Annotated in this window: 26 protein-coding genes, 1 tRNA gene, 1 rRNA gene and 1 pseudogene; 20 read left to right on the plus strand and 9 right to left on the minus strand. The window is 68.9% G+C overall.

Annotation, left to right across the window (positions count from 1 at the left end):
- The first annotated feature begins 54 nt into the window (after nt 1-54).
- A complete protein-coding gene (locus tag ACFV9C_RS19770) occupies nt 55-567 on the plus strand; it encodes a hypothetical protein (protein WP_380195463.1) in 513 nt (170 codons plus the stop codon).
- Here ACFV9C_RS19770 and ACFV9C_RS19775 read toward each other — a convergent pair.
- On the minus strand, nt 554-1,405 hold the full coding sequence (locus ACFV9C_RS19775; RefSeq protein ID WP_380195464.1) for an arylamine N-acetyltransferase: 852 nt from the start codon (nt 1,403-1,405) through the stop codon (nt 554-556). The genes ACFV9C_RS19770 and ACFV9C_RS19775 overlap by 14 nt on opposite strands.
- A gap of 19 nt (nt 1,406-1,424) precedes the next feature.
- Between ACFV9C_RS19775 and ACFV9C_RS19780 the strand changes: the two genes are divergently transcribed.
- Nucleotides 1,425-1,943, plus strand: a complete 519-nt coding sequence (locus ACFV9C_RS19780) for a GNAT family N-acetyltransferase (RefSeq protein WP_380195465.1) — start codon at nt 1,425-1,427, stop codon at nt 1,941-1,943.
- An 18-nt stretch (nt 1,944-1,961) separates the two neighbouring features.
- Entirely contained in the window at nt 1,962-2,975 is a 1,014-nt protein-coding gene (locus tag ACFV9C_RS19785; RefSeq protein WP_380195466.1) for a lactonase family protein, read from the plus strand.
- Here ACFV9C_RS19785 and ACFV9C_RS19790 read toward each other — a convergent pair.
- Together ACFV9C_RS19790 and ACFV9C_RS19795 are read right to left on the minus strand one after the other, a co-directional pair.
- A complete protein-coding gene (locus tag ACFV9C_RS19790) occupies nt 2,972-3,268 on the minus strand; it encodes a hypothetical protein (RefSeq protein ID WP_380195468.1) in 297 nt (98 codons plus the stop codon). The two genes, ACFV9C_RS19785 and ACFV9C_RS19790, sit on opposite strands and share 4 nt — an antisense overlap.
- On the minus strand, nt 3,265-4,131 hold the full coding sequence (locus tag ACFV9C_RS19795) for a phytanoyl-CoA dioxygenase family protein (protein ID WP_380195470.1): 867 nt from the start codon (nt 4,129-4,131) through the stop codon (nt 3,265-3,267). Before ACFV9C_RS19795 ends, ACFV9C_RS19790 begins: the two co-directional genes overlap by 4 nt.
- 102 nt (nt 4,132-4,233) lie before the next feature.
- Between ACFV9C_RS19795 and ACFV9C_RS19800 the strand changes: the two genes are divergently transcribed.
- Complete coding sequence (locus ACFV9C_RS19800; protein ID WP_380195471.1) at nt 4,234-5,013, plus strand: helix-turn-helix domain-containing protein; 780 nt, start codon at nt 4,234-4,236, stop codon at nt 5,011-5,013.
- 10 nt (nt 5,014-5,023) lie between these two features.
- A complete protein-coding gene (locus ACFV9C_RS19805; RefSeq protein WP_380195473.1) occupies nt 5,024-5,755 on the plus strand; it encodes a hypothetical protein in 732 nt (243 codons plus the stop codon).
- 606 nt (nt 5,756-6,361) lie between these two features.
- Here ACFV9C_RS19805 and ACFV9C_RS19810 read toward each other — a convergent pair.
- Nucleotides 6,362-7,291, minus strand: a complete 930-nt coding sequence (locus ACFV9C_RS19810; protein ID WP_380195475.1) for a phosphotransferase enzyme family protein — start codon at nt 7,289-7,291, stop codon at nt 6,362-6,364.
- 57 nt (nt 7,292-7,348) lie between these two features.
- Nucleotides 7,349-7,840: a YajQ family cyclic di-GMP-binding protein gene (locus ACFV9C_RS19815; RefSeq protein WP_209692699.1), complete on the minus strand. Its 492-nt coding sequence runs from the start codon at nt 7,838-7,840 to the stop codon at nt 7,349-7,351.
- Between the two features lie 85 nt (nt 7,841-7,925).
- On the opposite strand from ACFV9C_RS19815, the gene ACFV9C_RS19820 reads away from it, so the two are divergent.
- Nucleotides 7,926-8,008, plus strand: a tRNA-Tyr gene (locus ACFV9C_RS19820).
- A 295-nt stretch (nt 8,009-8,303) separates the two neighbouring features.
- Here the strand turns inward: ACFV9C_RS19820 and ACFV9C_RS19825 are convergent.
- Genes ACFV9C_RS19825 through ACFV9C_RS19835 form a run of 3 tightly spaced genes read right to left on the minus strand, consistent with a single transcriptional unit; the run spans nt 8,304 to nt 10,623 of the window.
- Nucleotides 8,304-9,095: a hypothetical protein gene (locus tag ACFV9C_RS19825; protein ID WP_380195477.1), complete on the minus strand. Its 792-nt coding sequence runs from the start codon at nt 9,093-9,095 to the stop codon at nt 8,304-8,306.
- Complete coding sequence (locus ACFV9C_RS19830; RefSeq protein WP_380195479.1) at nt 9,092-9,880, minus strand: hypothetical protein; 789 nt, start codon at nt 9,878-9,880, stop codon at nt 9,092-9,094. Before ACFV9C_RS19830 ends, ACFV9C_RS19825 begins: the two co-directional genes overlap by 4 nt.
- Nucleotides 9,880-10,623, minus strand: coding sequence for an ABC transporter ATP-binding protein (locus ACFV9C_RS19835; protein WP_380195480.1), 744 nt, complete (start codon nt 10,621-10,623; stop codon nt 9,880-9,882). The genes ACFV9C_RS19830 and ACFV9C_RS19835 overlap by 1 nt, the downstream gene beginning before the upstream one ends.
- A gap of 131 nt (nt 10,624-10,754) precedes the next feature.
- On the opposite strand from ACFV9C_RS19835, the gene ACFV9C_RS19840 reads away from it, so the two are divergent.
- The 8 genes and pseudogenes from ACFV9C_RS19840 to ACFV9C_RS19875 all read left to right on the plus strand — a co-directional run bounded on the left by ACFV9C_RS19840 (nt 10,755) and on the right by ACFV9C_RS19875 (nt 18,565).
- Nucleotides 10,755-11,936 (plus strand): sensor histidine kinase, encoded by a 1,182-nt coding sequence (locus ACFV9C_RS19840; RefSeq protein WP_380195481.1) that lies wholly within the window; start codon nt 10,755-10,757, stop codon nt 11,934-11,936.
- Complete coding sequence (locus tag ACFV9C_RS19845; protein WP_380195483.1) at nt 11,933-12,583, plus strand: response regulator; 651 nt, start codon at nt 11,933-11,935, stop codon at nt 12,581-12,583. The genes ACFV9C_RS19840 and ACFV9C_RS19845 overlap by 4 nt, the downstream gene beginning before the upstream one ends.
- Before the next feature lie 55 nt (nt 12,584-12,638).
- Entirely contained in the window at nt 12,639-13,298 is a 660-nt protein-coding gene (locus tag ACFV9C_RS19850; RefSeq protein WP_380195484.1) for a Type 1 glutamine amidotransferase-like domain-containing protein, read from the plus strand.
- A gap of 185 nt (nt 13,299-13,483) precedes the next feature.
- Entirely contained in the window at nt 13,484-14,335 is an 852-nt protein-coding gene (locus ACFV9C_RS19855) for a cytochrome c oxidase assembly protein (protein ID WP_380195521.1), read from the plus strand.
- A gap of 190 nt (nt 14,336-14,525) precedes the next feature.
- Nucleotides 14,526-15,662 (plus strand): annotated as a pseudogene (locus ACFV9C_RS19860) (phosphodiester glycosidase family protein); the annotation flags it as partial.
- 681 nt (nt 15,663-16,343) lie between these two features.
- Entirely contained in the window at nt 16,344-17,918 is a 1,575-nt protein-coding gene (locus ACFV9C_RS19865) for a metallophosphoesterase family protein (RefSeq protein WP_380195523.1), read from the plus strand.
- Between the two features lie 68 nt (nt 17,919-17,986).
- The gene (locus ACFV9C_RS19870) at nt 17,987-18,121 is read left to right on the plus strand and encodes a hypothetical protein (protein ID WP_380195485.1); all 135 of its coding nucleotides are present in this window, start codon (nt 17,987-17,989) and stop codon (nt 18,119-18,121) included.
- 63 nt (nt 18,122-18,184) lie between these two features.
- A complete protein-coding gene (locus tag ACFV9C_RS19875; RefSeq protein ID WP_380195487.1) occupies nt 18,185-18,565 on the plus strand; it encodes a hypothetical protein in 381 nt (126 codons plus the stop codon).
- On the opposite strand, the gene ACFV9C_RS19880 is transcribed toward ACFV9C_RS19875, so the two are convergent.
- Nucleotides 18,552-19,322 (minus strand): endonuclease/exonuclease/phosphatase family protein, encoded by a 771-nt coding sequence (locus ACFV9C_RS19880; RefSeq protein ID WP_380195488.1) that lies wholly within the window; start codon nt 19,320-19,322, stop codon nt 18,552-18,554. The genes ACFV9C_RS19875 and ACFV9C_RS19880 overlap by 14 nt on opposite strands.
- A 102-nt stretch (nt 19,323-19,424) precedes the next feature.
- Here ACFV9C_RS19880 and ACFV9C_RS19885 point away from each other — a divergent pair, with 102 nt between their 5' ends.
- The 6 genes from ACFV9C_RS19885 to ACFV9C_RS19910 form a co-directional block, all read left to right on the plus strand.
- Nucleotides 19,425-20,516 (plus strand): hypothetical protein, encoded by a 1,092-nt coding sequence (locus tag ACFV9C_RS19885; protein WP_380195490.1) that lies wholly within the window; start codon nt 19,425-19,427, stop codon nt 20,514-20,516.
- Nucleotides 20,513-21,028 (plus strand): YciI family protein, encoded by a 516-nt coding sequence (locus tag ACFV9C_RS19890; RefSeq protein ID WP_380195491.1) that lies wholly within the window; start codon nt 20,513-20,515, stop codon nt 21,026-21,028. Before ACFV9C_RS19885 ends, ACFV9C_RS19890 begins: the two co-directional genes overlap by 4 nt.
- Nucleotides 21,029-21,070: 42 nt before the next feature.
- On the plus strand, nt 21,071-22,690 hold the full coding sequence (locus tag ACFV9C_RS19895; protein ID WP_380195493.1) for a purple acid phosphatase family protein: 1,620 nt from the start codon (nt 21,071-21,073) through the stop codon (nt 22,688-22,690).
- 89 nt (nt 22,691-22,779) lie between these two features.
- On the plus strand, nt 22,780-22,983 hold the full coding sequence (locus tag ACFV9C_RS19900) for a KTSC domain-containing protein (protein WP_380195495.1): 204 nt from the start codon (nt 22,780-22,782) through the stop codon (nt 22,981-22,983).
- Between the two features lie 21 nt (nt 22,984-23,004).
- Nucleotides 23,005-24,324 carry a serine hydrolase domain-containing protein gene (locus ACFV9C_RS19905; protein WP_380195497.1) on the plus strand — a complete coding sequence of 440 codons (1,320 nt, stop codon included), beginning with the start codon at nt 23,005-23,007 and terminating at the stop codon, nt 24,322-24,324.
- An 836-nt stretch (nt 24,325-25,160) separates the two neighbouring features.
- Nucleotides 25,161-25,253, plus strand: a 16S ribosomal RNA gene (locus tag ACFV9C_RS19910); the annotation flags it as partial.

A 25,253-nucleotide genomic window follows, 5' to 3' on the forward strand; every position in this document is an offset into this window, starting at 1 on the left:
AGGTTCCGGTCAAGGGCGGCTCGATGGACTGCCGGGGTCGGTAACTTGCGGTGGGTGAAAGCACGAGGAGTTGCCGGCGCCGTTCTGCTGTTCACACTCGCCGCCTGCGGCGGCTCGACCAAGAGTGGGACGCCCGCACCGACCAGCGCACCAAGCTCGGGGCCCTCGACCGCCGCGCCCTCCACCACGCCGCCTTCGAGCACGGCGTCTTCGACCACCGCGACGCCGACGCCGGCGGTTCCGGCCGCGAAGGACGGGCAGAACTACAAGGCCTGCGTGGACGGTGCTTGTGAGGTGCTGGTTCGGGCTAAGGCTTTGATTGACCTCAACGGGGACAAGTTCACCGCGACGGTGGCGAAAGGCACGCTCAAGCTCACCGACTCGCACGGGTACATCTCGTTGAGCCGGACCGGCTCGTCCTCCAGCCGCACCGGCAACGGCAGCGTCGGCGGCGTGGCCGGCGGGCTCGCCGCGGTCCAGTGGAACGACGGCAACGGGCCGGTCCACATCGCGACGCTGACGTACGCCGAGGGCGACACCGTCATCGTGAGGTTCAGGAAGGGGTAGCCCGCGCCAGGAAGTCCTCGTACTGCGCCCACACCCGCCGCCACAGTACGTCGCGATCCGCCTCGGTGTAGTGCGGGAGCGGCAGGTGGAAGACGTCCGCGAGGGCGGCGAAGTAGTCGGCGCGGTTGTCCAGCAGGCGGTTGTCGACGCGGTCGGCGAACGTTTCGCTCAGGCCGATGGAACGCAGTACCACAACGGATTCCGGCGTACGGCGGAACGCGGAGGCCAGCCGGACGAAGCGTGAGCCGGGGTCGGCGGACAGCTCCGCGTGCTTCGCGGTGAAGGACTCGAGGGACACAGGGGATGCCTCGAAGTCCATGCCGATCAGGTTCGCGCGCGGGTCGTGGTCGAGGCGCCAGCCGTCGGCGATCTCGGACGGGCGCAGCCGCAAGGTGAACGGGTACTGCTCGGCCTCGCCCGGCGCGAGCGGCATCGGGTGGCGGAGGCCGTCGCCGAGGCCGGCGTCCACCAGCCACTCCCGCTCCGGGTCCTCGAGCAGCCCGCTGACCGTGAGCACCAGGTGGCTGCCGTCGATGACGCTGGGTCGGTTGACCGTCTCCACGCCGCCGCGGTACATCTGCACGCGGTAGCCGAGTTCGGTGAGCAGCAACGCGAACGTGCCGTTCAGCTGGAAGCAGTAGCCGCCGGTCTCGCGCGCGACGATCCGCTTCGCAACCTCCTCCGGATCGAGCGGGCCGCCCGGCGTGACCTGGTACTGCACGGTTTCGTACGGGACCTGGTCCACGAAGGCCTCGTGGAGCTGCGTCAACGCCTCCAGCCGCGGCGGGCCGTCGTACCTGTCGATCCCGATCCGTTGCAGGAAGGCCGTGGTGTCCATGCGCCCTAGGCTAGGTGAGGTGATCGACGTTCTCGACGGACCTGCAGCTATTGCCATCGCCGACGAGCTCGGCCCGCTGTACGCGGCCTCCTTCGGCCCCGAGGAGGACACCGACCGGTTCACCACCGAAACCCTCCCCAAACACGCGGCCCGCGCCGACTTCCGGTTGGTCGCGGTTCGTCAGGACGGTCCGCTCGTCGGGTTCGCCTATGGCTATACGGGGGAGCGGGGGCAGTGGTGGCCTGAGCGGGTGGTGGAGGCGGTCGGGGCTGAGCTGGCCGCGGAGTGGGTCGGCGGACACTTCGAGGTGGTCGAACTCGCCGTACACCCGGAAGCCCAGCGCCAGGGGCTCGGCACCGCGCTGATGACCGAACTGATGCGCGACCTCCCGCACCGCCGGGCGCTGCTCGGCACGGACGTCGACGACGGTCCGGCGCCGCGCCTGTACCGGCGGTTGGGCTGGCAACTGCTCTACCCCGACCTCGGCTGGGGCAGCGCCCTCTACGGACTGGACAAAGGAGTGCCGGAAACCTCCTGACCTGGCAGGGTAGGCGTCATGACTGCTGAGCGGATCTTTGTCGGGAGCTACACCACTCAGGCCGGCGGTGGGGACGGGATCGCGGTCGGCCCGCTGGGCGGGCTCGCCGTGGCGGCGACGATCGCCGACCCGTCGTTCCTGGTCAGGTCCGCGGACGGGCGGTTCCTCTACGCCACCAACGAGGAACAGGACGGCAAGGTCGCGGCGTTCGCGATCGGCGCGGACGGCGGGCTCGAGCTGCTCAACCAGCAGCCGACGAACGGCGCGCACCCGTGCCACCTCGACATCGACCCGTCCGGGCAGTACCTGCTGTCCGCCAACTACACCTCGGGCTCGGTCGCGATCCACCCGATCGCCGCGGACGGTTCGCTCGGCGAGGCCACGCAGTACCTGCAGCGCGAAGGCTCCGGGCCGAACGCCGACCGCCAGGAAGGTCCGCACGCGCACCAGATCGCGTTCGACGTCGAGGGCACCTACGTGTTCGACGTCGACCTCGGGTCGGACACCGTCTACTCGTCGACACTCACCCCGGACGGTCAGCTGGAGGAGGTCGACCGGCTGCACATCCACCCGGGCGCCGGCCCGCGGCACCTGGTCTTCCACCCGGCGGGCGGCGCGGCGTACGTGATCAACGAGCTCGACTCGACGCTCACCGTCTGCAGCTACGCGAACGGCAAGCTGCAGACCGTGCAGACCGCGTCGACCCGGCCGGCCGACTCGCCGGGCGAGAACTACCCGGCCGAGCTGCTGATCTCGTCCGACGGCCGCTTCCTGTACGGCTCGAACCGCGGCGACAACACCGTCGCGGTCTTCGCGGTCGCCGACGACGGGCTGAGCGTCGAGCTGGTACAGACCATCTCGTCGGGCGGGAACTGGCCGCGACACCTTGCCTTCAGCAACGACGGCACGGTGCTGTACGCCGCCAACGAGCAGTCGGACCAGATCGCCACGTTCACCATCGACGACGGCCGGCTGACCGCTCAGGGAGAGCCTGTCAGCTGGCCGCGGCCGGTGTGCATCCTGCCGATCTAGACGAGCTTCTCGAAGAAGAACTCGTGCTTGAGGAAGGACACGTCGTACTCGTGACCCGGGTACGGCGGGTTCAGCTGCGCCGCCTGGAACAGCCGCCAGCCGTCCTTGAGCGCGTCCAGCCCGGTCTCGTACGGCGGTACGTCGCTGTCACCCGTCGTCGGGTGCGTCTCGCCCGTGCCGTCGTACGTCGACCAGCCGACCACGCGGGCGTCCAGCGCGGACGACGCCAGGTACAGCACCAGCACCTGCTGGCGAAGGCCGGTGCGCTGCGGGTTCTCGGCCGTGGCGGTCATGCCATCTCCTTCTTGTTGGCGGCGTGCGGGTTGTCGACGCGGTCGGCCACCACCCGCTGCGGGCGGTTGGTGACGCGCGTGACCCAGTAGTTCGGGTCGTACGTGTCGTCGCCGCTGATCGCGCGCCACATCAGGATCCGGTTGTACCGTTCGAGCCGGCCGGTGGCGTTCTCGTACCACGGGAAGTTCTGCTCGAGCTCGGCCGCGACCGCCTCGTCGTACAGGTCGTCGGTGTTCCAGAGCCGCACCTGACGGACCGTCGGGTTGAAGCGGATCTTGAACATGTACCGGTCGACGTTGCTGTCGTTCTTCCGGCCGCCGTGCCAGATGCCGTGGTGCAGCAACACCACGGTGCCGGCCGGGCAGACCAGGCGGGTCTGGCCGAGCAGGTTCTGGTACCGGCCGGTGTCGGACTCGTTCGTCCGCCGCAGGTGGCTGCCCGGGACGCTGAGTGTGCCGCCCATCTCGAGCGTGACGTCCTGCGGGTAGTACATCAGCTGCACGTCGAAGGCGTCCGTACGGACGTCGATGATCGCGTCGCCGTGCAGGTTCTGCGCCTCGCCCTCGTTCGCCCGGCGGATGTGCACCGCGTGGTGGTCGACGGTCGGCTCGGGACCGACCAGGCTGTGGATCGCGCCCGCCACCTCCGGCAACTGCACCAGCCGCTGGACGAACTCGCTGTCCACGAACGCCTCCGACAGCGGGGTGCCGTACGGAACGCCCGGAATGCCGTTGTTCAGGACCTCGATCGCCTGCTGGTTCATGTCGTCCGGTACGACGGCGTCCATCCGGAGGGCGCCGGTGGCGACGAAGTGCGCCATCTGCACCGAGGTGAGCAGATGCTTGCGATGCGGTTGGGGCATGAAGACTCCCTGTTCCCGGTAGTGGTCACTACTCCTCCATTCTGCGATCGACCACCGTTGTCTCGCGTGGGTTGTGATCACTACTGGTGGTAAATTCTCACCGTGATCGAGTTGCATCTGGCGCAACCGCCGGAGGTCGTGAACGCCGGCGCCGGAATCCACGGAACACGGGTCCGGCGGGACGTCTTCCGGTTGCCTGACCTGTGGCAGCTGCACCTGTACAACTACTCGGCCGAGCTGACGCTGCTCGGCGAGACGTTCTCCGTCGCACCCGGATTCGTTTCCCTGACCCCGGCCGGGACCCAGGTGCGGTTCGACTACCGCGGGCGGTCCGAGCACCTGTACGTGCACTTCCGTCCGGTTCCCGTCGGCGAACCGTCGTACGTCCCGGTCGTCCAGGACGCGGGCGCGGCGGCGCCGCTGCTGTCCGGGCTGCTGCGGTCGGCGGTCGAGTCGTCGCCGTCCGGGTCGTCGCGGATGACGGCCGAGGTGTGGACCGCGCTGTGGCGGATCGCCGAGCTGACACCCGCACCGGTCGAGGAGGGACACCCGGCCGTCGCGGCCGCGATCGCGCACATCGAGGCGAACCTCGCGCAGCCGCTCACCGTCCCGGAGCTGGCCCGGATCGCCTGGGTCTCGCACAACCACCTGACCCGGCTGTTCGTGGCCGAGACCGGCTCGACGGTCGTCGCCTACCTGCGCCGGCGGCGGATGATGCGGGCCCGGCACCTGCTGGTGTCGTCGACGCTGTCGATTCCGGCGATCGCCGCGTCGGTCGGCATTCCGGACCTGCAGGCGTTCAACAAGACCTGCCGGCGGGAGCTCGGCGCCGCGCCACGCGCCGTACGGAATGTGGTAGCCGGGGCCGGGCAGGGGGTCTAGCGTTCCGGGCATGTACGAGTTGATCCCCGCCGGTGACGCCCCGCAGTACGACGCCGAGGCCGAGGTGCGGTTCGCCGAGGACTGGCCGGAGTTCATCTTCCACGACGCCGAGGTGCCGAAGTACCGCGAGCGACGGGTCGCGTACTTCCCCGAGTGGGAGTTCTATTTCGTCTCCGGCGACCACCTGATCGCCGGCTGCTGGGGAGTACCGCTCGCCTGGGACGGCACGGTCGAGGACCTGCCCGGCGGCTTCACGGACGCGCTGGCGCGGTCGGTCACGTCGTACGAGGAAGGCGTCGTACCGAACACCTTCGTGCTGATGGCCGCCGCCGTACGCTCCGACGAACAGGGCCAAGGCCACGCCGGCCGCGTCATCACCGCGGTCCGCGACCACGCCGTGTCTCACGGCCTCGCCCGGGTGATCGCCCCGGTCCGCCCGACGTTGAAGTCGAGCTACCCGCTCACCCCGATCGAAACCTTCATGACCTGGACCCGTCCCGACGGCCTCCCCCTCGACCCCTGGCTCCGCACCCACGTCCGCCTAGGCGCCACCCTCCTCGCCCCGGCCCCCGCCTCCCAAACCATGACCGGCTCCGTAGCCGACTGGGAATCCTGGACCAAGATGCGCTTCCCCTCCACCGGCACGTACACAATCCCCGCCGGCCTCACCACCCTCGCCATAGACCACGAAGCCGACACCGGCCGCTACGTCGAACCCAACATCTGGCTCCGCCACACCTGACCCTCGGGTGTGAAGACGAACGATTCCTTGAACGGCGCAAGCCCGCACCGGCCGGCCAGCAGAACCGGCTCGTCGTACACGGGCCAGCTGTCCGGCTCGCCCGGTTTTGCTCCCATTCCACAGGTAGAACCACACGATCGGCCCATCAGCATCCACGTAGCCGAGGACACTCGGATACCGCGGATTGGTCCCACCGATCCGCACCGACGGCTCCCCGAACAGGTCGAGTACGTCCGCCTCCGTGTGATCCGTCGCGCAGTACCCGGCGAGCCGCCCGCGCAGGTCGCCGTGGTCGAGCCCATCGAGCGTCCGGTCGATCGTCAGCCAGCCTTGCTGGTGGGCATAGTCCGCGTACGCAGACGCGATCGCCTCCGCTCCGTCGCCCGGCATCAGACGACGCACCACGCCGGCAACACCGATCGACGACCAGGCACCGGCAGCTTCCAGCGCCTCCTGCCAGGTCCGGCTGGCGCCTGTCTCGGTGACATAGACGACCTCGTCGAACTTGTAGAACAGCCCGAGCTCGCCGCCGTACATCCCCGGCCGGCGCACCGCGCCGTTCAGCCCCTCGATGAAGTGTTGCTGGATCTGTTCGACCGTCAGCATCTACTGCACCGCCAGGGCGGCCAGGCCGGTGGTGAGGATGCCTTTGGTGACCTGGAGGGCGTACGGCTCGTTGGGGCCGGTGAGGGCCTGGTGGGACCAGCCGATGACGTCTTCGTAGGCGCGGACGTGGCGGTAGTAGTGGATCGCGTCCTCGTCGAGGGTGTGTGGGCCGTAGCCGGCCAGGAACGCCTCCCGCTGAGCGGGCGTGGTCGGGCCGACGTCGCCCATGCCGCCGAGCATGAACATCAGGTCCTGCTCCCGCGGCGCGTGGATCACGTCGTCCCAGTCGATCAGATGCAACCCGCCGTCGACCAGCACGTTCCCGATGTGCGGGTCGCCGTGGCACACCACCCGCGGCCCGGCCGGCGCGGGCGGGCGGTTCGTCAGCAGGTCGGTGAGGATGTCGTCGTACGTCGCCCACACCGCCGCGAGCTCCTCCGCGACCTCCCCCTCCGGCGTCTCGAGGCGCCGCCGTACGTCGGCCACCACCGCCGGCGTCCGCGCGTCGATGTGGCTGTGCTTCGGCAGCGCGTCCCGCAGCCGCGGCGGCGGTTCCGCGTCGTGCACCCGGCGGAGCAGTACGCCGTACTCCGACCACTGCTCGTCCGTCAGCCCCGTCTCCGCCGCCCGCGGACCCTCGATCCACGGCGTCACCGTCAACCGCTTCTTCGCGTGCACACTCCACAGCCCGCCCTCGGACGTCCGGATCAGCTCCGGTACGCCGGGCAGCCCGCTGTCGGCGAGGAACGCCGCGACCTGATGCCCGGTGTTCGTCCCCGCGCCGCTCCACTTCACGGCGTACGCGTTCGTGGCCGTCGCCGCCCGCCACACCTGCGCCGCGACGTCCGCGCCGTACGCCACCGGTGTGAGCTGCACCACGTCGAGCCCGAAGTCCGCCAGCAACCACTTCCGCAGCAACGTGTCACCCACGCCCGCCAGCATGCCCGGCAACCGCCCCACGAGCGAGCCGATTACCGGGCGCCGCGGTCAGCGGTAGTTCACGAACTGGACCGCGAAGTCGTAGTCCTGGCCCTTGACCAGCGCCTGCACCGCCTGCAGGTCGTCCCGGCTCTTGCTGGACACCCGCAGTTCGTCGCCCTGGATCTGCGCCTTCACACCTTTCGGGCCCTCGTCGCGGATCAGCTTCGAGATCTTCTTCGCGTTCTCCTGCGTGATGCCGGCGTCGATCGTCGCCACGATCTTGTAGATCTTCCCCGACAGCTTCGGGTCCTCCGCCTCCAGCCCCTTCAGCGAGATCTGCCGCTTCACCAGCTTGTCCTTGAACACGTCCAGTACGGCGCTCACCCGCTCCTCGGTGTTCGCCTGCATCTCGACCGACTCCCCGGACCACTTGATCCCGGCATCCACGTTCTTGAAGTCGAACCGCTGGCTGATCTCCTTCGCCGCCTGGTTGACGGCGTTGTCCACCTCCTGGTGATCCACCTTGTTCACGATGTCGAAGGAGGACTCCGAAGCCATGGGCACTACCTTTCCGATTTGCTGTCAGGGGCACTGTCTGTCGTATAGTCTCTCCCGCTGGTCCTCGGACCAGCACCACCCCCCTGGCGGGTTGCCCGAGCGGCCAAAGGGAGCAGACTGTAAATCTGTCGGCGTATGCCTACGCAGGTTCGAACCCTGCACCCGCCACGAAGGCGATGGGCGACGTGTGTCGCGAAGCGTTCCGCTTTGCTGACCACGTCGCCTTCGTCATTTGTGCGGCGTCGCTTCGCTCGCCGCCGAGCGGGGGCTCCGCCACCCGCACCCCCTCACGCCTTCGCTTCGCTCGACTCTTGGGTCGGGTTGGGTGGGTCGGTCGCCGTTCGGGCTGAGGTACTGCGTGGGTGCCGTCGCTTCGCTCGGCTCCGTGGTCGGGTTGGCTGGGTCGGTCACCATCCGGGCTTACGTGGGTGCCTTCGCTTCGCTCGGCTTCGTGGGTCGGGGTTCAGGCGTCTCTGCTCGCCATGGTGGTCGCGGTTACCGCGATGCCTGCCAGTGGCCAGGCGAGGAGGAGGGTCAGGGCGAGTCCGGCGGGCGGGGTCGGGCTCTGGTTGGTCGCGGTCGGTGCGGTGTGGGCCAGGGTCGTCCAGGCTGAGAGCGGCATTGCCTCGGTGATGACGCCGAGTCCGAGGGTGCCGCTCGAGAGCAGCATCGGTAGCAACAGCAGGAGCCCCCAGGTGGCGCCGACGGCGGCCAGCGGGTGGCGGATGAGTGCGCCGATCCCGAGACCTATTTGGGAGCCGAGGACTGGGAGTGCCGCCGACAGCAGCGCGGCGCGTAGTGCCGGGCCGTCGCTGAGTGAGAGGCCGGACAGTTGACTCGTCAGGGCCTGTCGCGCGATGTACAGGGAGGCGAACGAGGTGATCAGCCCGAAGACGAGCATCACCAGCGCGACCGTGAGGGATTTTGCCGCGATCACGCGCCGCCGGTCGGGGACCGCGATGAGGGTGGTTCGGATCAGCCCGGTCGACAGTTCGCCGGTCATGGCCAGTACGCCGAAGCTCGCGGCGAGCACGGTGACGAAACCCCAGGTGAGCTGATCGAATGGGTAGCTCAGCGGGTTGAACGAACCGGCGGCGCCGGGCGCGACGCGGACATGGCCGCCCAGCCGCCAGGCACCGACGGCGGCGAAGAGCACGCCGAAGGCCAGGATGGCGAAGTTGGACCGCAGCGATCGGAGCTTGATCCATTCGGCACCGAACAGATGGTGGAAGCGGACCTGGGTGAGCGTGTTCATACATCCCTCCGGTCGAGCGTGACGACGATGACGACGACTGAACCGGCGACCCACGCGGCCAGGGTGACCCAGGCAGTGGTGACCGGCATGGTGCCAGCTGCTCCCGCGCCGGCCGTCAGGCGGCCCCACGAGTAATAGGGCAGCGCGTTCGCGATGTCGGTAAGCCAGTGATTGCTGTTTGGACGCACCAAGATTGGTACGAATCCGAGCAGAGCGCAGACACCGATCCCGGCTCCGGCCGCATTGCGGAGAACGGCGCCCAGCGCCATACCGACGAGGGCGCAGGTCGGCAGCGCCAGGACGGACGCCAAGACCGCATGAAACGGTTGCGTACCGGCCGGATCCGGGTGCGGTACGACGTTGAGCGCGATCACCAGGCCGCAGGCTGCGATGACCAGGGCACCCGCGCCGGTGAGGGCGGAAAGGACGGCGATCTTGGCGGCGCCCACCCGGCGGCGGTCCGGTACCGCGGTGAACGTCGTACGAATCAAGCCGGAGGCATACTCCCCGACGACGAACTGAGCCCCCAGCAGCCCCGCGCCGAGCATGGCCGGCAGCCAGGAGAATCCGTCGAACGCGGCCTGTTCAGGCGTGAGCGGGCCGTGCGATCCGGCCAGTGGAAGCACGCCGTGCCGGCTGTTGTCGATGGCGAGGTACATCGACAGCGCCGTACCGAGCACCAGGCCGATCGGGGTCGAGCGCAGTGACCAGAACTTGATCCACTCGGCGGACAACAGGTCGATCCCGCGAGCGCTCCGGCGGGCCGGAAGAGCTTGCGTACTCATCAGATCCGCCCGGCCCGGAACTCGACGCTGCCGGCCGTCAACTCCATGAAGGCGGCCTCGAGGGCGCTGGCGCCGGGGTCGGTCCGGGTCGCGCGCGCCGCGAACTCCGCCAGTGGTTCGTCGGCGATGAGCCTGCCGTTGCCGATGACAACGACGTCGTCGACGGTGTGCTCGACCTCGCTCATCACATGGCTCGAGACGAACACGGTACGGCCCTCGGCGGCCAGGCGGCGGAACAGCGTCCGCGCCCACACGATCCCCTCCGGATCCAGGCCGTTGATCGGCTCGTCGAAGATGAACACGGGCGGGTCCCCGAGCAGCGTGGCAGCGATGCCGAGGCGTTGGCGCATCCCGAGCGAGAAGCCGCCGACCCGCCGCCGGGCCGCGTCCTCGAGCCCGACCTCGCTGAGCACCTCGACGACCCGATCGCGCGAGATTCCGTTGCTGCGGGCGAGGGCCCACAGATGTGCCCTGGCGGTCCGGCCAGGGTGTACGTCGCCCGCATCCAGCAAGGCGCCGACCCTGCGGAGACCTGTTCCCTCGCGCCGGAACGGCCGGCCGCCGACTGTCGCGGTGCCACGGGTCGGAGCGTTGAGGCCGAGGATCATCCGCAGCGTGGTGGACTTGCCAGCACCGTTCGGACCGAGGAATCCGGTGACCCGGCCGGGCCGGACCGTGAAGGTGAGCCCGTCCACCGCGGTGACGCCGCCGAATCGTTTGGTGAGTTCGTTGACTTCGATCATGGTGCCAGCGTCGGCTGTCCGGTTGGTCCTCCGCGTCGGCCCGCGGACGGTTTCGACGGTGGCCGCTCGGCCCCGAGGCGTACACCTTCGGGATGACGCCGTGGGCGGCGCCGACGCCTAAACTCGGCGACGTGAACCTGCAGGGGATCTGGGCGGCGCTACCCGGGCAGCACCGCGTCGTGTCGCTGGCAAGCGCGGGTGTTACGTTCGGCGTCTACCTCCTGTACAGCGTTCTGCTGTTCTGGACGGCGCCGACCGTCCAGGGGCCGGGGTACGACGGTCCCAACCGCTTTCCCCACCTCATCGCACCCGTACTTGGGGCCCTGGTTCTGGTCCTGGCGCTGCCGGTGCTGCTGGTTCGGCGTCGGCCGCTGGCGATGTACGCCGTAATCCTCGCCGAGACCGGGCTGGCAGCGGAGTTCGGAGCTCGTACCTGGAGCTTCTACGCAGCCGCAATCGTGGTGATCGGCTACCTCGCCATGATGCGTTCCGTCGCGGTATCGGTCTGCGCGGCGGTGGCCATGCTCGTGACCTGGCTCGCCGAGCAGGCCATCCTCGGGACGGTGGACGACGTGGCGGGCAGTACTGGCCAGCTTGCCCTGTACGCGGCCTGTGCCTGGGCGGTGGGTTACGGACTGCGCAGGCGTCGCGAATACAGTCTCGCCTTGCGTGAACAGCGAGAGGCAAGTGCTGTGACGTCCGAACGCCTGCGCATCGCGCGTGAACTGCACGACACTGTCGCGCACAGTATCGGCATCATCGCGGTGCTGGCGGGCGCCGGTCAGCGAGTGTTCGAGTCGCAGCCCGCGGCGGCGCGGGAGGCACTCGGCACCATCGAAGCGACCAGCCGCGAGACGCTGATCGGCATGCAACGCATGGTCGGCGCCCTGCGCCACGCCGATCTCGACGACGACTCCGCACCGCTGAGGGCCGCCACGGGCCTCGCGGACCTCGATCACCTGGTCAGCCGTGCGGCCCACACCGGACTTCGCGTCGAGGTGAGGCGACGGGGCGAGCAGCGGACGTTGCCACCCGAGATCGACCTGTCGGCCTTCCGCCTCATCCAGGAGGCGATCACGAACGTGGTACGCCACGCCGGTACGCACGAGTGCCGCATCTGTATCGCCTACGGGGAGAAGGACGTGGCGATCGAGATCCTGGACGACGGACTCGGTAGTGCCGTCCGTCCGCACTCCGGTGACAGCTTCGGCCTGGTCGGCATGCGGGAGCGGGTCGCCGTACTGGGCGGCGAGTTCGCGGCCGGCCCGCGCCCCGAGGGCGGCTTCCGGGTCGGGGCGAGACTGCCCGCATGACGGTCCGCGTCCTGCTCGTCGACGACCAGCCGCTGATGATCGTCGGGCTGCGCATGATCGTCGACGACGCGCCGGATCTGGAGTTCGCCGGAGCTGCCACGAACGGCAGCGAAGCGGTGTCGCAGGTTCGGGAGCTGCGGCCGGACGTCGTCGTGATGGACGTCCGGATGCCCGAAATGGACGGCATCCGGGCGACCCGGATCATCGCTGCCGAGCCCGGCGCGCCGAAGGTTCTGGTACTGACGACGTTCGACGACGACGAGTACGTGTACGGCGCTTTGCGTGCCGGGGCGAGCGGATTCCTGCTGAAGAGCATGGCGCTCGACGACGTGCTTGGTGCGATCCGGACCGTGGCCGTAGGCGACGCGCTCATCGCGCCGAGCGTGACCAGGCGGCTCCTCGGCACCTTCGTCGGCAGGTCCGAGCCTGTCGCGGGCCGTCCGATCCGCCCCATCGCCGGAGTCACCGAGCGCGAGCGGGAGGTGCTCTGCCTGGTCGGTCGGGGCATGTCGAACGCCGAGATCGCCCAGCACTTGTTCATCAGCGTGGCCACGGCCAAGACCCACGTGGCCCGACTCCTCATCAAGGTGGAGGCCCGAGACCGCGTGCACTTGGTAATCGCTGCCTACGAAGCCGGTCTGGTGTAGCGCAACCAGACCCGCAACAGCGCACGAGTCGGGAAGACGAGATCGTAGGAGAGACATGAAGCTTCTTCTCACCTCCGCCGGCATCAAGAACATGAGCATCGCCAACGCGCTCGTCGCGCTGCTAGGCAAGCCCGTCGCCGAGGCAAGCGCCCTGGTGATCCCAACGGCGGCTTACCCCGCGGGCGGTCCCGCTGCCGCGTGGCGCATCGTCTCCGGCCGCGCGATGAGTCCGCTGTGCGAGATCGGCTGGAAGTCTCTCGGCCTGCTCGAGCTCACAGCGCTCCCCAGCATCGACGCGGCGCAGTGGATCCCCATCGTCCGGGAAACCGACGCTCTCTTGGTGGGCGGTGGCGATCCGCTGTACCTCGCGCACTGGCTGCAGCAGTCCGGCGTGGCTGGCGTCCTGCCTTCACTGCAGGACACGGTGTGGGTCGGGGTGAGCGCCGGGAGCCTCGTGGCGGGGCCCCACCTGGGCCAGGACCTGAGTGACTGGCGGTCGCCGACGGGCAGCGTCGAGGCGCTGGGGCTGGTCGACTTCGGCATCTTTCCGCACCTCGACAACCCGAACATGCCGGAGTTCGGCCTGGCCGACGCGGAGCGCTGGGCCGCCGCGCTCGACGTACCGGGCTACGCCATCGACGACCAGACCGCCATCACCGTCATCGACGGCGAGGTAGCTGTCATCTCCGAGGGCCACTGGAAGCTGTTCGACTGACCGATCCACCTGATCCACACCTGAGGGGTTGCTGAGATTGGTGGGGTGGGGGAATGGGGGAGGTGGTGGGTGGCTAGCTTGGGGTTGTGGGTCGAGATTTGGTGTCTCCGTTGACGGTGGGGGATGCGCTGCGGGCGTGGACCGTTGACGGTCCGGTGCTTGTGGGTGTGTTGGTGGTTGGGGCTGTGTACTTGGCCGGGGTTCGGCGGGTACGGCGGTCCGGTGGGGCTTGGCCGGTGTGGCGGACGGTGGTGTTTTTCGGGGCCGGGTTGGGGAGCGTGGTCGTGTTGACCATGTCGTTCCTGGGGACGTACGACCGGGTGTTGTTCTGGCCGTACGCCGTGCAGAACGTTCTCCTGCTGGCGTTGACGCCGGTGTTGCTCGCGTTCGGCGGGCCTGTGCAGTTGATCGGGCTGAACTTTCCGTCGCTGGGGGCGGGGCGGCTGGTGCGGGTGCTGACGTTCCCTGCCGTGAGTTCGTTGCTGGGGGCTTCCCTGCTGCCGTTGGTCTACTTCACGCCGTACTACGAAGCCGTCCTCCAGAACGACGTGCTCCACCAATTGCTCCGGCTGCAGCTCGTCGTCGTGGGGTGTTTGTTCTTCTGGCCGATGCTCGGTGGGGAGTCGTTGCCGGCGTGGTGTACGCCGCCGGTGCGGGTGGCGATCGGGTTCCTCGACGGGCTGCTGGACGCGCTGCCGGGGATCCTGATCATGACGAGCCCGGGAACGCTGGCCGCGACGTACTACCTGTCCGTCCGGCACGGGTGGGGGCCGGCGCCGCATCAGGATCAGCGGTTCGGGGGTGGGTTGATGCTCACCTTGGCGGAGATGGTGGGGCTGCCGTTCCTCGCCGGGCAGGTGGTGGCGTGGATCCGTGCGGACAAGGCCGAGGCCGCCGCGGTGGACCGGCGGCTCGACCGGGTCGTCGCCGAGCGGGCCGCGGCGGGGGAGAGCGAGCCGGAGCTGATGCGGCCGTGGTGGGAGACCGAACCTGGACAGCTCGCCGACCGGTTCCGTTCGCAACGCGACGACGACTGAGCGCCTACCGGTGGTGTACGCCGGGTTGCCGGCGCGGTAAGACGTCTACCGGTTGATGGTGGTATGTCGTCAGCGGTTTACCCCGATGTTGTCGGGTCAGGGAACGGTCGGTGGTTGCGCCGCCTCTGGATGTGGCGCGGCTGGGGGGTGAGTGCCCGGCCTGGGATCGTTCAGAAAGTACGGGTCGACGATGAAGGCTCATCGCTTGACGGCGGGGATCGCGGTCGTGGCGGCCGCCGGTGTCCTGTGGTCGGTGCCGGCTGTGGGGTACGCCGACGACCATCCGGTTGCCGGGCTCGCGCTGGTGGATACGAACGAGACGGTTGGGCCGGGGATCGCGCTCAACCACGTGAAGAGTGTGGATCAGCGCGGCTGGGTGGACGCGCAGTACCTCACCATCGATCTGGGCAACAAGGCAGTGAGTACGGACCTGCTGACATCGGGCCCGGTCGCGTCGGGTGGGCCGCTGAGTACGGCGGCGAACAAGGCCGGCGCGGTCGCGGGCGTCAACGGCGAGTTCTTCGACATCGGGAACAGCAACGCCGCGCTCGGCGGCGAGGTGCAGAACGGTCAACTGCTGAAGTCGGCCGACGCGTCCGGACGCCAGCACGTCGGCGTGAGCAAGGACGGGATCGCGCAGCTCGTCGACCTGGCGGTGGATTCGGCCGCGACGTTCTCCGGTACGGACCACAAGGTGCTGACGATCAACGCGGCCAACGGTGGCGGCGTACCCGCGAACGGGCTGGTCGCGTACACCCCGATCTGGGGCGAGTACAGCCGTGCCCGCGGTTTCGGGAACGCCGACGTCGCCGAGGTACTCGTCCAGCAGGGCAAGGTCGTCTCGGTCACCCCGAACGCCGCGGGCGCCGGCGCGATCCCGGCGGACGGGTTCTACCTGGTCGGGCGGGACACGGCCGCGACGGCGCTCCGGGCGCTGCAGCCGGGCGACGCCGTCACGCTGCACTACGAGCTCGCGAACGACCTGGCGAAGTCGATGAAGTTCGCGCTCGGCCAGGGCGGGACGATCGTCAAGGACGGCAAGGCGGTACCGGGGCTCGACAAGTCGATCGCGCCGCGGACCGCGCTCGGGTTCAAGGACGGCGGCCGGACCCTCGTACTGGCGACCTGGGACGGCCCGGGCGGCACCGGCAAGGGCGGCGTGGGTATCGACCGCGAGGCGCAGGACCTGGCCGACCGCGGTATCTAGACCGCCGTCAACCTGGACGGCGGTGGTTCGACCACGATGGTCGCCCGCGGTCTCGGCGAGGACGGTACGACGGTGCGCAACACCCCGTCGGACGGTCAGGAGCGGAACGACCCGAACGGCGTCGGCGTCTTCGTCAGCAAGGGCGACGGCAAGGTGCACCAGCTGGCGATCAAGCCGGCGACCGGACAGGCGGCCGCGGACGGCGGCGTCAAGGTCTTCCCGGGCATGCACCGCACGCTGACGGCCAAGGCGGTCGACGACCACCTGACCCCGGTCGCCCCGAAACGCCTTGCCTGGAGGGCGAAGGGCGGCAACATCAAGGACGGCGTTCTGACTGCCGGAAACCGCTCGGCAACGGTGACTGCACAAGCCGGGAACGTGCACGCCACCCAGCGGGTCGACGTACTCGGGCCCCTGACGAACCTGGAGCCGTCGTCCGAGCGGCTGAGCATTCCTGATGCGACGGCCGCCAACGCGGTCAGCGTCGCGATCACCGGACGCGACGGCCAGGGCTACACCGCCCCGATCGACCCGCGGGACCTGAAGCTCGACTACGACCACGCCGTCGTCGACGTACAGGCCGTGGACGGCAAGCTGAAGATCACCCCGCTCACCAACGCCGGCACGATCCTCACCATCAGCGCCGCCGGGCAGACCGTGAAGCTTCCGATCACGGTCGGCGTCGAGACGAAGGTCGTGTACGACTTCGACGACGACGTACTCGCCCGCTGGAACAACAACAGCACCGCGGCCACCACCCGCTCGGTCGACCCGGACGGCCTGCGCATCGACTTCCCCGCGATGCGGAACGTCGGGATCTCCGCGAACGGCGCCACGAACCGGATCCAGGTCCCGGGCCAGCCGCTCCGGCTGCGCCTCCGGATCAAGTCGAGCATCAACGTACCGAGCGGTCTCGACTACGTCGGCCTGTACGACGGCAACGGGAAGGCGCTCGGGCTGTACGGGACCGGGCTGAAGGCGTCCCCGGACTACCAGAACGTCACGTGGACGCTGCCCGCGAACACGGTGTACCCGGTGTCGATCTCGTCGTACCAGGGCATCAACACCGCGGTCGCGCAGCAGAAGGCCGGGACGTTCGTCCTCGACCGGTTCGAGGCCGACGTACCGACGTCGATCGACCTGCCGAAGCAGCCGGACCTGGTCGCCGACCCGTTGGTCTCGGCCGACGGGACGCTGAACACCGGAACGTTCAAGTTCGCGACCCTGTCCGACGTCCAGTTCACCGCCGACAACCCGGCGCTGTCGCAGGTCGCGACCGCGGCACTCGCCCGGATCCGCAAGACCCACCCCGACCTCGTGGTGCTGAACGGCGACATCACCGACCGCGGGCTGCCGCAGGACCTGTCGCTCGCGCGCAAGGTACTGACCGACGCGGGCTGCGACCTGATCCCGGTCGGGAAGGAGCCGGCGCCGAACAGCACGCCGAAGGGCGACACGGTCCCGTGCTACTACGTGCCGGGCAACCACGAGTCGTACGGCCTGAACAACACCCAGTCGGACCTGACCAACTTCACCAACGAGTTCGGTCAGCCCTACCGGACGTTCGACCACAAGGGCACGCGGTTCATCCTGCTCGCGAGCTCGCTGGGCACTCTGCGTACGTCGGCCTGGGACCAGTTGCCGATGCTGAAGCAGGCCCTCGACGGCGCCGCCAAGGATCGTTCGATCCACAACGTGATGGTGTTCGCGCATCACCCGGTCGACGACCCGGAGGAGACGAAGTCGAGCCAGCTCGGTGACCGGGACGAGGTCGCGCTGATCGAGAAGCTGCTGACGAACTTCCGCGACAGCACCGACAAGGGTGCCGCGATGGTCGGCTCGCACGCCCAGGTCGCGAACGTGCACCGCGTCGAGGGCGTCCCGTACACGGTGCTCCCGTCGTCCGGCAAGGACCCGTACGGCACGCCGGACCGCGGCGGCTTCACCGGCTGGGTCGACTGGTCCGTCGACGCCCGGCGGACCGCGGACCAGCAGTGGCTCGAGGCCGACGTACGGGCGTTCGCGCAAAGCGTCAACCTCGACTTTCCGAAGACGTTGTCCGCGGGGAAGTCGGTCGTGCTGATCGGCAGCATCGTGCAACCGGAAGGCGTCGGCTCCGGTACCCGCGTCGTGCCGCTGCGCTACCCGATGTCGGTGCGCTGGTCCGGCTCGCCGAACCTCGCGATCGGCGGCACGGCCGACCAGGCCCGGCGTACCGGCAAGGTCGCGGTGCTCGACCCGGTCACCCGGACGCTGACCGCGCTCCGGCCCGGCACCGTGACGATCTCGGTGACGAACGACTCGATGCGCGCCTACACCGGCGACGCCTCACTCGCCCCGATCACCGCCTCGGCCACCGTGGCCGTCGGCCGCTAGCAGGCCACGCCTCGCCCCCGGACCCGCGCAAACGCGCCCCGGGGGCGAGCGTCTGCCACCATCAGCGCATGCCTGGACTACGGGAGCTGTGGGGCGACGTGATTCCCGACGCGGGGCCGCTCGCCGACATGCTGGTACGGCGGTACACCGGGAAGCGCCGCGCGTACCGCGACGACTACCTGCGCCACGTCAACCGACGGTGACCTGAGCGGCCTGACCGCGGCCGGCGACCTGCTCGTCGGCATCCGGACCGAGTCCGGCGGCTGGTGGCGATCGACGCGCACACCAGCGCAGGCAAGTGGACGGTCGACCTGCCGAAGGAGTGGGCCTGCCCGCCGCTGCTCGTGTGGTCCGGCAAACGCCTCGTCGTCACCTCCTGCCCGAACCTCGCGCAGCGCGACACCGAAACCGTTGTCCGATTCGTTGACCCAGGCAACGGCCAGGCGACGGCGACCACGCTGGTCGCGGTGCCGTTCGGCAGCCGGATCGCGGTGACGACGGACAGCCGCCTGTTCATGATGAGCCGCCAGGGCGACACCAAGTGCCGCATCATGAAGCTCACCGAGGGCACCGCGCCGACCTACGTCGCCGCCGCCGGCTACTTGGTCCTCATCAGCACCCGAGACTCCCTGGTCACCCTGCGATAACTGCCCTCAGCCCCAGATGGTCCGAAACATGCCCAGGCCCGCTGGGCATCGCCACCTTGTCGCTGAACAGCACGGTGGCGCCACTGACCTCGGCAGGCTCGGTGACGAAGATGAAGTCGATGCAGTGCGCGGAGCTCCCCGGCGGCAGGTACTCGGCATGGAACGTCGGCGGACAGTCCCCGTTGAACGCGTCCCGCACCCCTGCCCCGACCCGGAATTCGTCGTAGAGCACGCTGTCGCGCGACACGTTGAAGTCCCCGCACACCACAGCCGGAGCCCTGACAACCGCTGCGAGCGCTCGCAGCTGGTCGCCCTGAGACCGGTGGAAGCGGTTCTGGGCGGACCAGTCGCCATCCGTGTTCGCCATCGGATGGACGTTGTGCACCCGCAGCCCGCCTTCCCGCAGCTCGACGGTCAGCACACCGCTGTGCAAAGCGTTGAGCCGAGAGCGAAGGGGAACGGACACCGGTTGTGGGAGACGCGTGTACGTCGGTCCGCCGCACGGGAGCCTCGACAGGGTGACCAGGCCGCCGGCCGGACCGGCGGGGCCGCGCCCGTACATCACGTACGGAAACGACGTGAACCCGCGGCGCAGCCGGCTCACGTGGCGGTACGTGTTGACCTCCTGCAGGCAGATCACGTCCACATCGGCCGGGTCGAGCGCGGCCGCGACAGCGGCGTACCGCTCGGAGATCCGGGTGCCGGGCAGCGGGAGGCCGCGGGTGTTCAGCGTGACCAGGGTGAGTCGCGGCGGCATGGTGCGGGACATCGTACGGTGTGATCGTCGCCGGATCCGCGGGGAATAGGCCGGGAGCGGCGGGGGTTGCGTGCTGTGTCGGAGCGTCGAGAAAGGGCGAGGATGAAACCCACCGAGTTCGTGAAGGTGAACGGCCAGTTGTGGGGGGAGCACCTGAAGGGGGTCGCCGGGCATCTGCCGGTCAGCCACCGGACGGAGTTGCCGGGGCCGATGCTGTTCCCGCGGATGATGGTGCTGACCGAGACCCCGGACTGGAACATCCTCGAGCTGGTCGGGCTGAGCCGGGAGTACCGCACGCTCGAGGTCCGCCGGCAGAAGCTGGCGAGCGTCGAGGAGTACTTCGGGCTGCGGCCCGGTGCGGGTGAGGGCGACCCGGTGATGTCGCTGCCGGGGGAGAACCTGTTCAAGGACGCGACGATCGCGACCACGGCCGGCCGGCAGGCGCTCGAGGACCGGTTCCCGACCGCCGCGAACGTGCTCGGCGAGGTGTACGCCGGCCCCGGCGATGAGCTGCTGCGGTTCGAGCCGGGCAACTACTCGACGTTCGACCGGACGCTGCTCGTGCACACCGCGGGTGACTCGCTGCGGGTGCACTGGGTGAACTTCGCGATCGCGATCCACCGCTCGGAGCCGGCCGACAGGTACCTCGACTTCCTGCAGACGTACTCGAACGCCCGCCCGCACCTCGACCCGATCGGCACGCTCAGCCTCCCGGTCGATCCCGCCGTACTGAGGGCCGACGCGTTCGAGAGCACGTACCTCGCGCACGGTCTGCAGGACAGCACCGTCGAGCAGTTCCTCGACAAGCACGAGGAGATCCTGCTGTCGGTGTTCGGCGCGACGAAGCTGGTCCGCGAGCCCGCGCTCGGTGACCTGCATCCGGACTTCATCCTGGAGCGCGCGGACGGCAGCCACGTCGTCGGGCGGCTGGAGCTGCCGGTTGTTGACACGACCAACGGTAAGAAGCGGCGTCGGGTGTTCCGGACGCCGGTGCAGGAAAGCGCGGCCGAGCTGGCGAAGTACGCCGAGTACTTCGCGACCGCGGACAACCGGGCCCAGGTGAAGTCGAAGTACGACGTCGAGGTCACCGACCCGCGGCAGCTGCTGATCGTGCCGTCGCAGGAGACCGTGACCCCGGCCGCCGGCGTCGAGGTCGTCGACTACGACACGATCCTGCGGCTGCACCTGTCGTGACGCAGTACTTCGTCTACGCCCGCGACCGGGTCGGCGCCGGCGTCAAGGCGGCGCTGACCGAGGACCACTGGACCTTCATGGACGGGTACGCCGCGGAGCTGATCGCCCGCGGCCCGACCCTCACCGAGGACCGGGAGCACTCGACCGGCAGCCTGCACATCGTCGACCTGCCGTCCGCGGAGGCGCTGCACGCCTTCGTGTACGACGAGCCGTACTACCTCGGCGGGGCGTTCGAGACCGTCGAGGTGTACCGCTTCGAGAACCGCACCGGCCGCACGATGTGGGAGTTCGCCGACGCGGTCGACGGCTACAACCGGTACCTCGTGCTCACGAAGGACGCTGCGCGACCGCTCACGTCGGACCACCTGATCGTGTACGGCGACCTGCTCGACGGCGACGTGCACGTCGGGCGGGCCGCGCTGCTGGAGGCTCCGTCGGTGGACGCCGCGCGGGAGCTGGTCCAGGCGGCGGATGCCGCAGTACATCCCTGGGAGTTCGGCGGCAGGCGGTAGCGAGTTGGCTTGGGCGTCACCTCCGGCGCCCAGCGTGGAGTGGTGATCGATGACGAAGAGCTGTTCGAGTCGCACTTCTCACGACGCGGGTTCCTCGCGTCTGCAACGGTCGTCACGGGCGGGTCGCTGCTCGCCACTGCCGGCTCCGCCCACGCTGCTCCGGCCGCCGGTTCCGTCCAGGCTGCGCCGGTCCGGCAGCCGTCGCCGGTCGCCGATCCGGTAACCACTCCCCAGGTCGGCGGGCTGCACCTGCAGTTCGGCGCGGACGCGGCGACCGAGGTCGTGGTCTCCTGGCACACCCGCCAGCCGGTACGCCGCGCGCGCGTCCTGCTCGGTACGCCGGACGGCGAGTTCGAGCGCACCGTGACCGCGACCGGTACGAGCTACACCGACGCCAAGTCCGGGCAGGTCGTGTACGTCCAGCACGCGCGGATCAGCCGGCTCCGCCCGGCCGGCGAGTACGTGTACGCCGCTGTGCACGACGGCGCGGAGACCGTTTTCGGAAACTTCCGGACGGCGCCGAAGGGGCGGGCGGCGTTCACGTTCACGAGCTTCGGCGACCAGGGCACGCCGACGCTGGGCAAGCGGTACGTACCGCCGGCGGGCGTGACGATCCCGAACCCGCCGTACGTCAACGACAACCTCGGCTCGCCGGCCGCGGGTGACGTGACGGCAGGCGTGGAGCGGGTGCGCCCGCTGTTCCACCTGTTCAACGGCGACCTCTGCTACGCGAACCTGGCCCAGGACCGCGTCCGTACCTGGAACGACTTCTGGGAGAACAACTCCCGCAGCGCGCGGAACCGCCCGTGGATGCCGTCGGCCGGCAACCACGAGAACGAGCTCGGCAACGGGCCGATCGGGTACGAGGCGTACCAGACGTACTTCGCGCTGCCCCGGCAGGACGGGCAGACCGACGTGACGCGCGGCCTCTGGTACGCGTTCACCGTCGGCTCTGTGCGAGTGATCAGCCTGGCGAACGACGACGTCTGTTACCAGGACGGCGGCAACAGCTACGTCCGCGGGTACTCCGGCGGCGCGCAGAAGGCGTGGCTGGAGCAGGAGCTGAAGGCGACCCGCGCGGACCGGGACATCGACTGGATCGTGGTCTGCATGCACCAGGTCGTGGTGAGCAGCGCCGACCAGGCGAACGGCGCCGACCTCGGCATCCGGCAGGAGTGGGTGCCGCTGTTCGACGAGTACGGCGTGGACCTGGTGGTGTGCGGTCACGAGCACCACTACGAGCGTTCGCACCCGATCCGCGGCCAGCAGCCCAACCCGACGTTGACGCCGATCCCCACCGCGACCCGTACCGACCTCGTCGACACGTCCAAGGGCACCGTGCACCTGGTGATCGGCGGCGGCGGTACGTCGGTCGGCTCCAACGGCGTCCTGTTCAACCCGCCGAAGTGCCGGGTGATCACGTCCGTCGGCGCGGCCGACCCGACGACCGGCAAGCGCCCGCCGGTGTACGTGACGGAGCCGGCACCGTGGTCGGCGAGCCGTAACGCGGCCCACCCGTACGGGTTCGCCGCCTTCACCGTGGACCCCGGCCATCCCGGCGGCACGACCACGATGCAGGTCAAGTACTACGACGTACTCGGGCCGGGCGGCGACCTGCGCGAGTTCGAGTCGTTCACGCTGCAGCGCCCGCGCCGCGGCTGACGTCCCCGGGTGGCGCGCCGGCCGGACGCGCCACCCGACCCCGGCGGCACGGCACACTGGGCCGGAGCGGACGCGGAAGGAGCCGGCGGATGAGGCGACGCCCGGTGAACTCGTCCAGCGTGCGATCGGTCGGCTGGTCCGACGGCACGCTGGAGCTCGAGTACGTGAACGGCTACATCTACCAGTACTTCGACGTCCCACAGCCGACGTACGCCGCCCTCCTGGCCGCACCGAGCATCGGCTCCTACGTCAACAAACACATCAAGCCGCAGTACGAGTTCCGCGAACTCTGACCGGCTGCCACTGGAGGCGTGATGACGACGGTGCGGGACGGGATCGAGGCTGATCTCGAGGGGTTCGACGTACCTGGCGCGAGCTGGGTGGTGTTCGACGAGGGTGCCGTGACCGAGGTCGGTACGGCGGGAGTCGCCGAGGCGGGGAGTGGTCGCGCCGTGACGCCGGCGACGCTGTTCCAGGCGGCATCGATCAGCAAACCGGTGACCGTACTGGCGATGCTCAGGCTGGTCGACCAGGGCCTGCTCGACCTCGACGAGGACGTGAACCGCAAACTGAAGTCCTGGCAGGTGCCGCCGACCGGTCGCTGGCAGCCCACGGTCACCCTCCGCCAACTCGCCAGCCACAGCGCCGGCCTGACCGTCTCCGGCTTCCCCGGCTACCCACGCGAAGCGACCCTCCCGACAACACCGCAGATCCTGGACGGCACCCGCCCGGCCACGAACATCGGCGTACGCGGAGATCTCGTCCCAGGCACGCAGTTCCGGTACTCCGGTGGCGGTACGACGGTGATCCAGCAGCTGCTCGAAGACGTCACCGGCTCGCCGTTCCGTGACATCATGCAGGAGCTGGTGCTGCAGCCGCTCGGCATGTCCGACAGCGACTACGCCCAACCGCTTCCACCGAACCTGCATGCGAACGCGGCCAGCGGACACAACGACCTAGGCCAACCGCTGAACGGCAAGTGGGACGTGTACCCACAGCTGGCCGCGGCAGGTTTGTGGACAACACCAACGGATCTCGCGAAGTTCGCCATCGGGCTGGAACGCGCGTACGCCGATGCTGAAGGCGCCCTCCTCCCGCCTGAGCTCGCGAGGCAGATGCTGACGCCGCAGATCGCCGCCACGGAGCGGATCGGCGGGCTGAACCACCTCGGACTCGGCGTCTTCCTGGACGAATCGGGCACACGCTACGGCCACAGCGGCGGCAACAAGGGCTTCTGCTGCCACCTGCTGGCGTACCGCGACACACGACAGGGCGCGGTGGTGATGACCAACGGTGACTCCGGCATGTGGGTCGTACTGCGTGCCTTCGCCGCCATCGCGTCCTCACGTGGGTGGCCGTCGTACTCCCAAGAGCTGGAGGAGCCCGACCTGCCGACGACCGAGTCGTTGGAGAGGCTGACGGGTACCCATCGGCTGACCAACGGAGTACGTCTCGTGGTGAGGGTGTGGGACAGGGGGCTGGGGGCCCAGTTCGAGGGGCAGGAGCCGCTGGAGTTCCGTGCGCTGTCGGCGGACCGGTTCGCGGCGGCCGGCGTCGATGCGCAGCTCGAGGTGCGCGGTGGGGAGCTGGTGTTCCTGCAGGGCGGTGCCGAGTTCGGATGCGTCCGGGAATAGGTCCTGGGGGAGTGCGGTTACACCTGATGCCGTCCGGTTCGTGACCCCGGGCCTCAACCTAAGCCGCTTCGAGCGGCCACTCGCCGAGAGGCGTCTGCTGGACGGTGCTGTACGTGACGAGGTGGGAGCCGGCATCAGCGGCTCCCACCTCGTCGTCCCACTCGCTGCGAAAACGACTTGTGCGGGTGCGGCATGATGGAAGTGTTGCTCGCGGAGACGCCTGGCGTTGCCCGAGTGAGTGATGTGACCAGAGGGACGAGCACTGCTTCCCTCGACACCGGGTGACCGGTGGCGAGGACGGGTGCCGGGAGCCTCGGACCGCGGTCCAGGACCCCGATTTGCATCCGCACCATGAAAGTCAGTAATGTTCTTCTTGTTGGACGGAAGCGCAGGACGCGAAAGCGGCCGGCCCGCCAACAAACTCCCTGAAGGTCTCGGAAGCCGAAACACGCCTCGGCGGGTTTCGGACACTGAGGCACGCAGGGGGACTGGATCGAAAAAGGCCGATTTGACCGGCCGGAAGCGAAACAGTAAAGTAAGTCGAGTTGCCCCGGAGCTTCGAACGAAAGTAAGAAGCGCGGTGTGCGTCCGATTCTTGAGAACTCAACAGCGTGCCGAAAGTCAATGCCGAAAGATGCATTAACCCCGTCCACAGGCATTAGATGACGATCCTTAGCCCCCCGGGTTTCCTGGGTTGGGTGTGGGATGGTTGTTGTCTGTGGCGGATTCCTTTGAAATATTTCTGGATTCAAGTCAGTTTGATTTGTTTCTGATGTTCAAAGGATCTACTCAAAGTAGTCTGTTATCCACAGCTTGCTGTGGTTGACATATAGATTTCAACGGAGAGTTTGATCCTGGCTCAGGACGAACGCTGGCGGCGTGCTTAACACATGCAAGTCGAGCGGTAAGGCCCCTTCGGGGGTACACGA

It is taken from the genome of Kribbella sp. NPDC059898, from assembly GCF_042730855.1.
Classification (GTDB): Bacteria; Actinomycetota; Actinomycetes; order Propionibacteriales; family Kribbellaceae; genus Kribbella.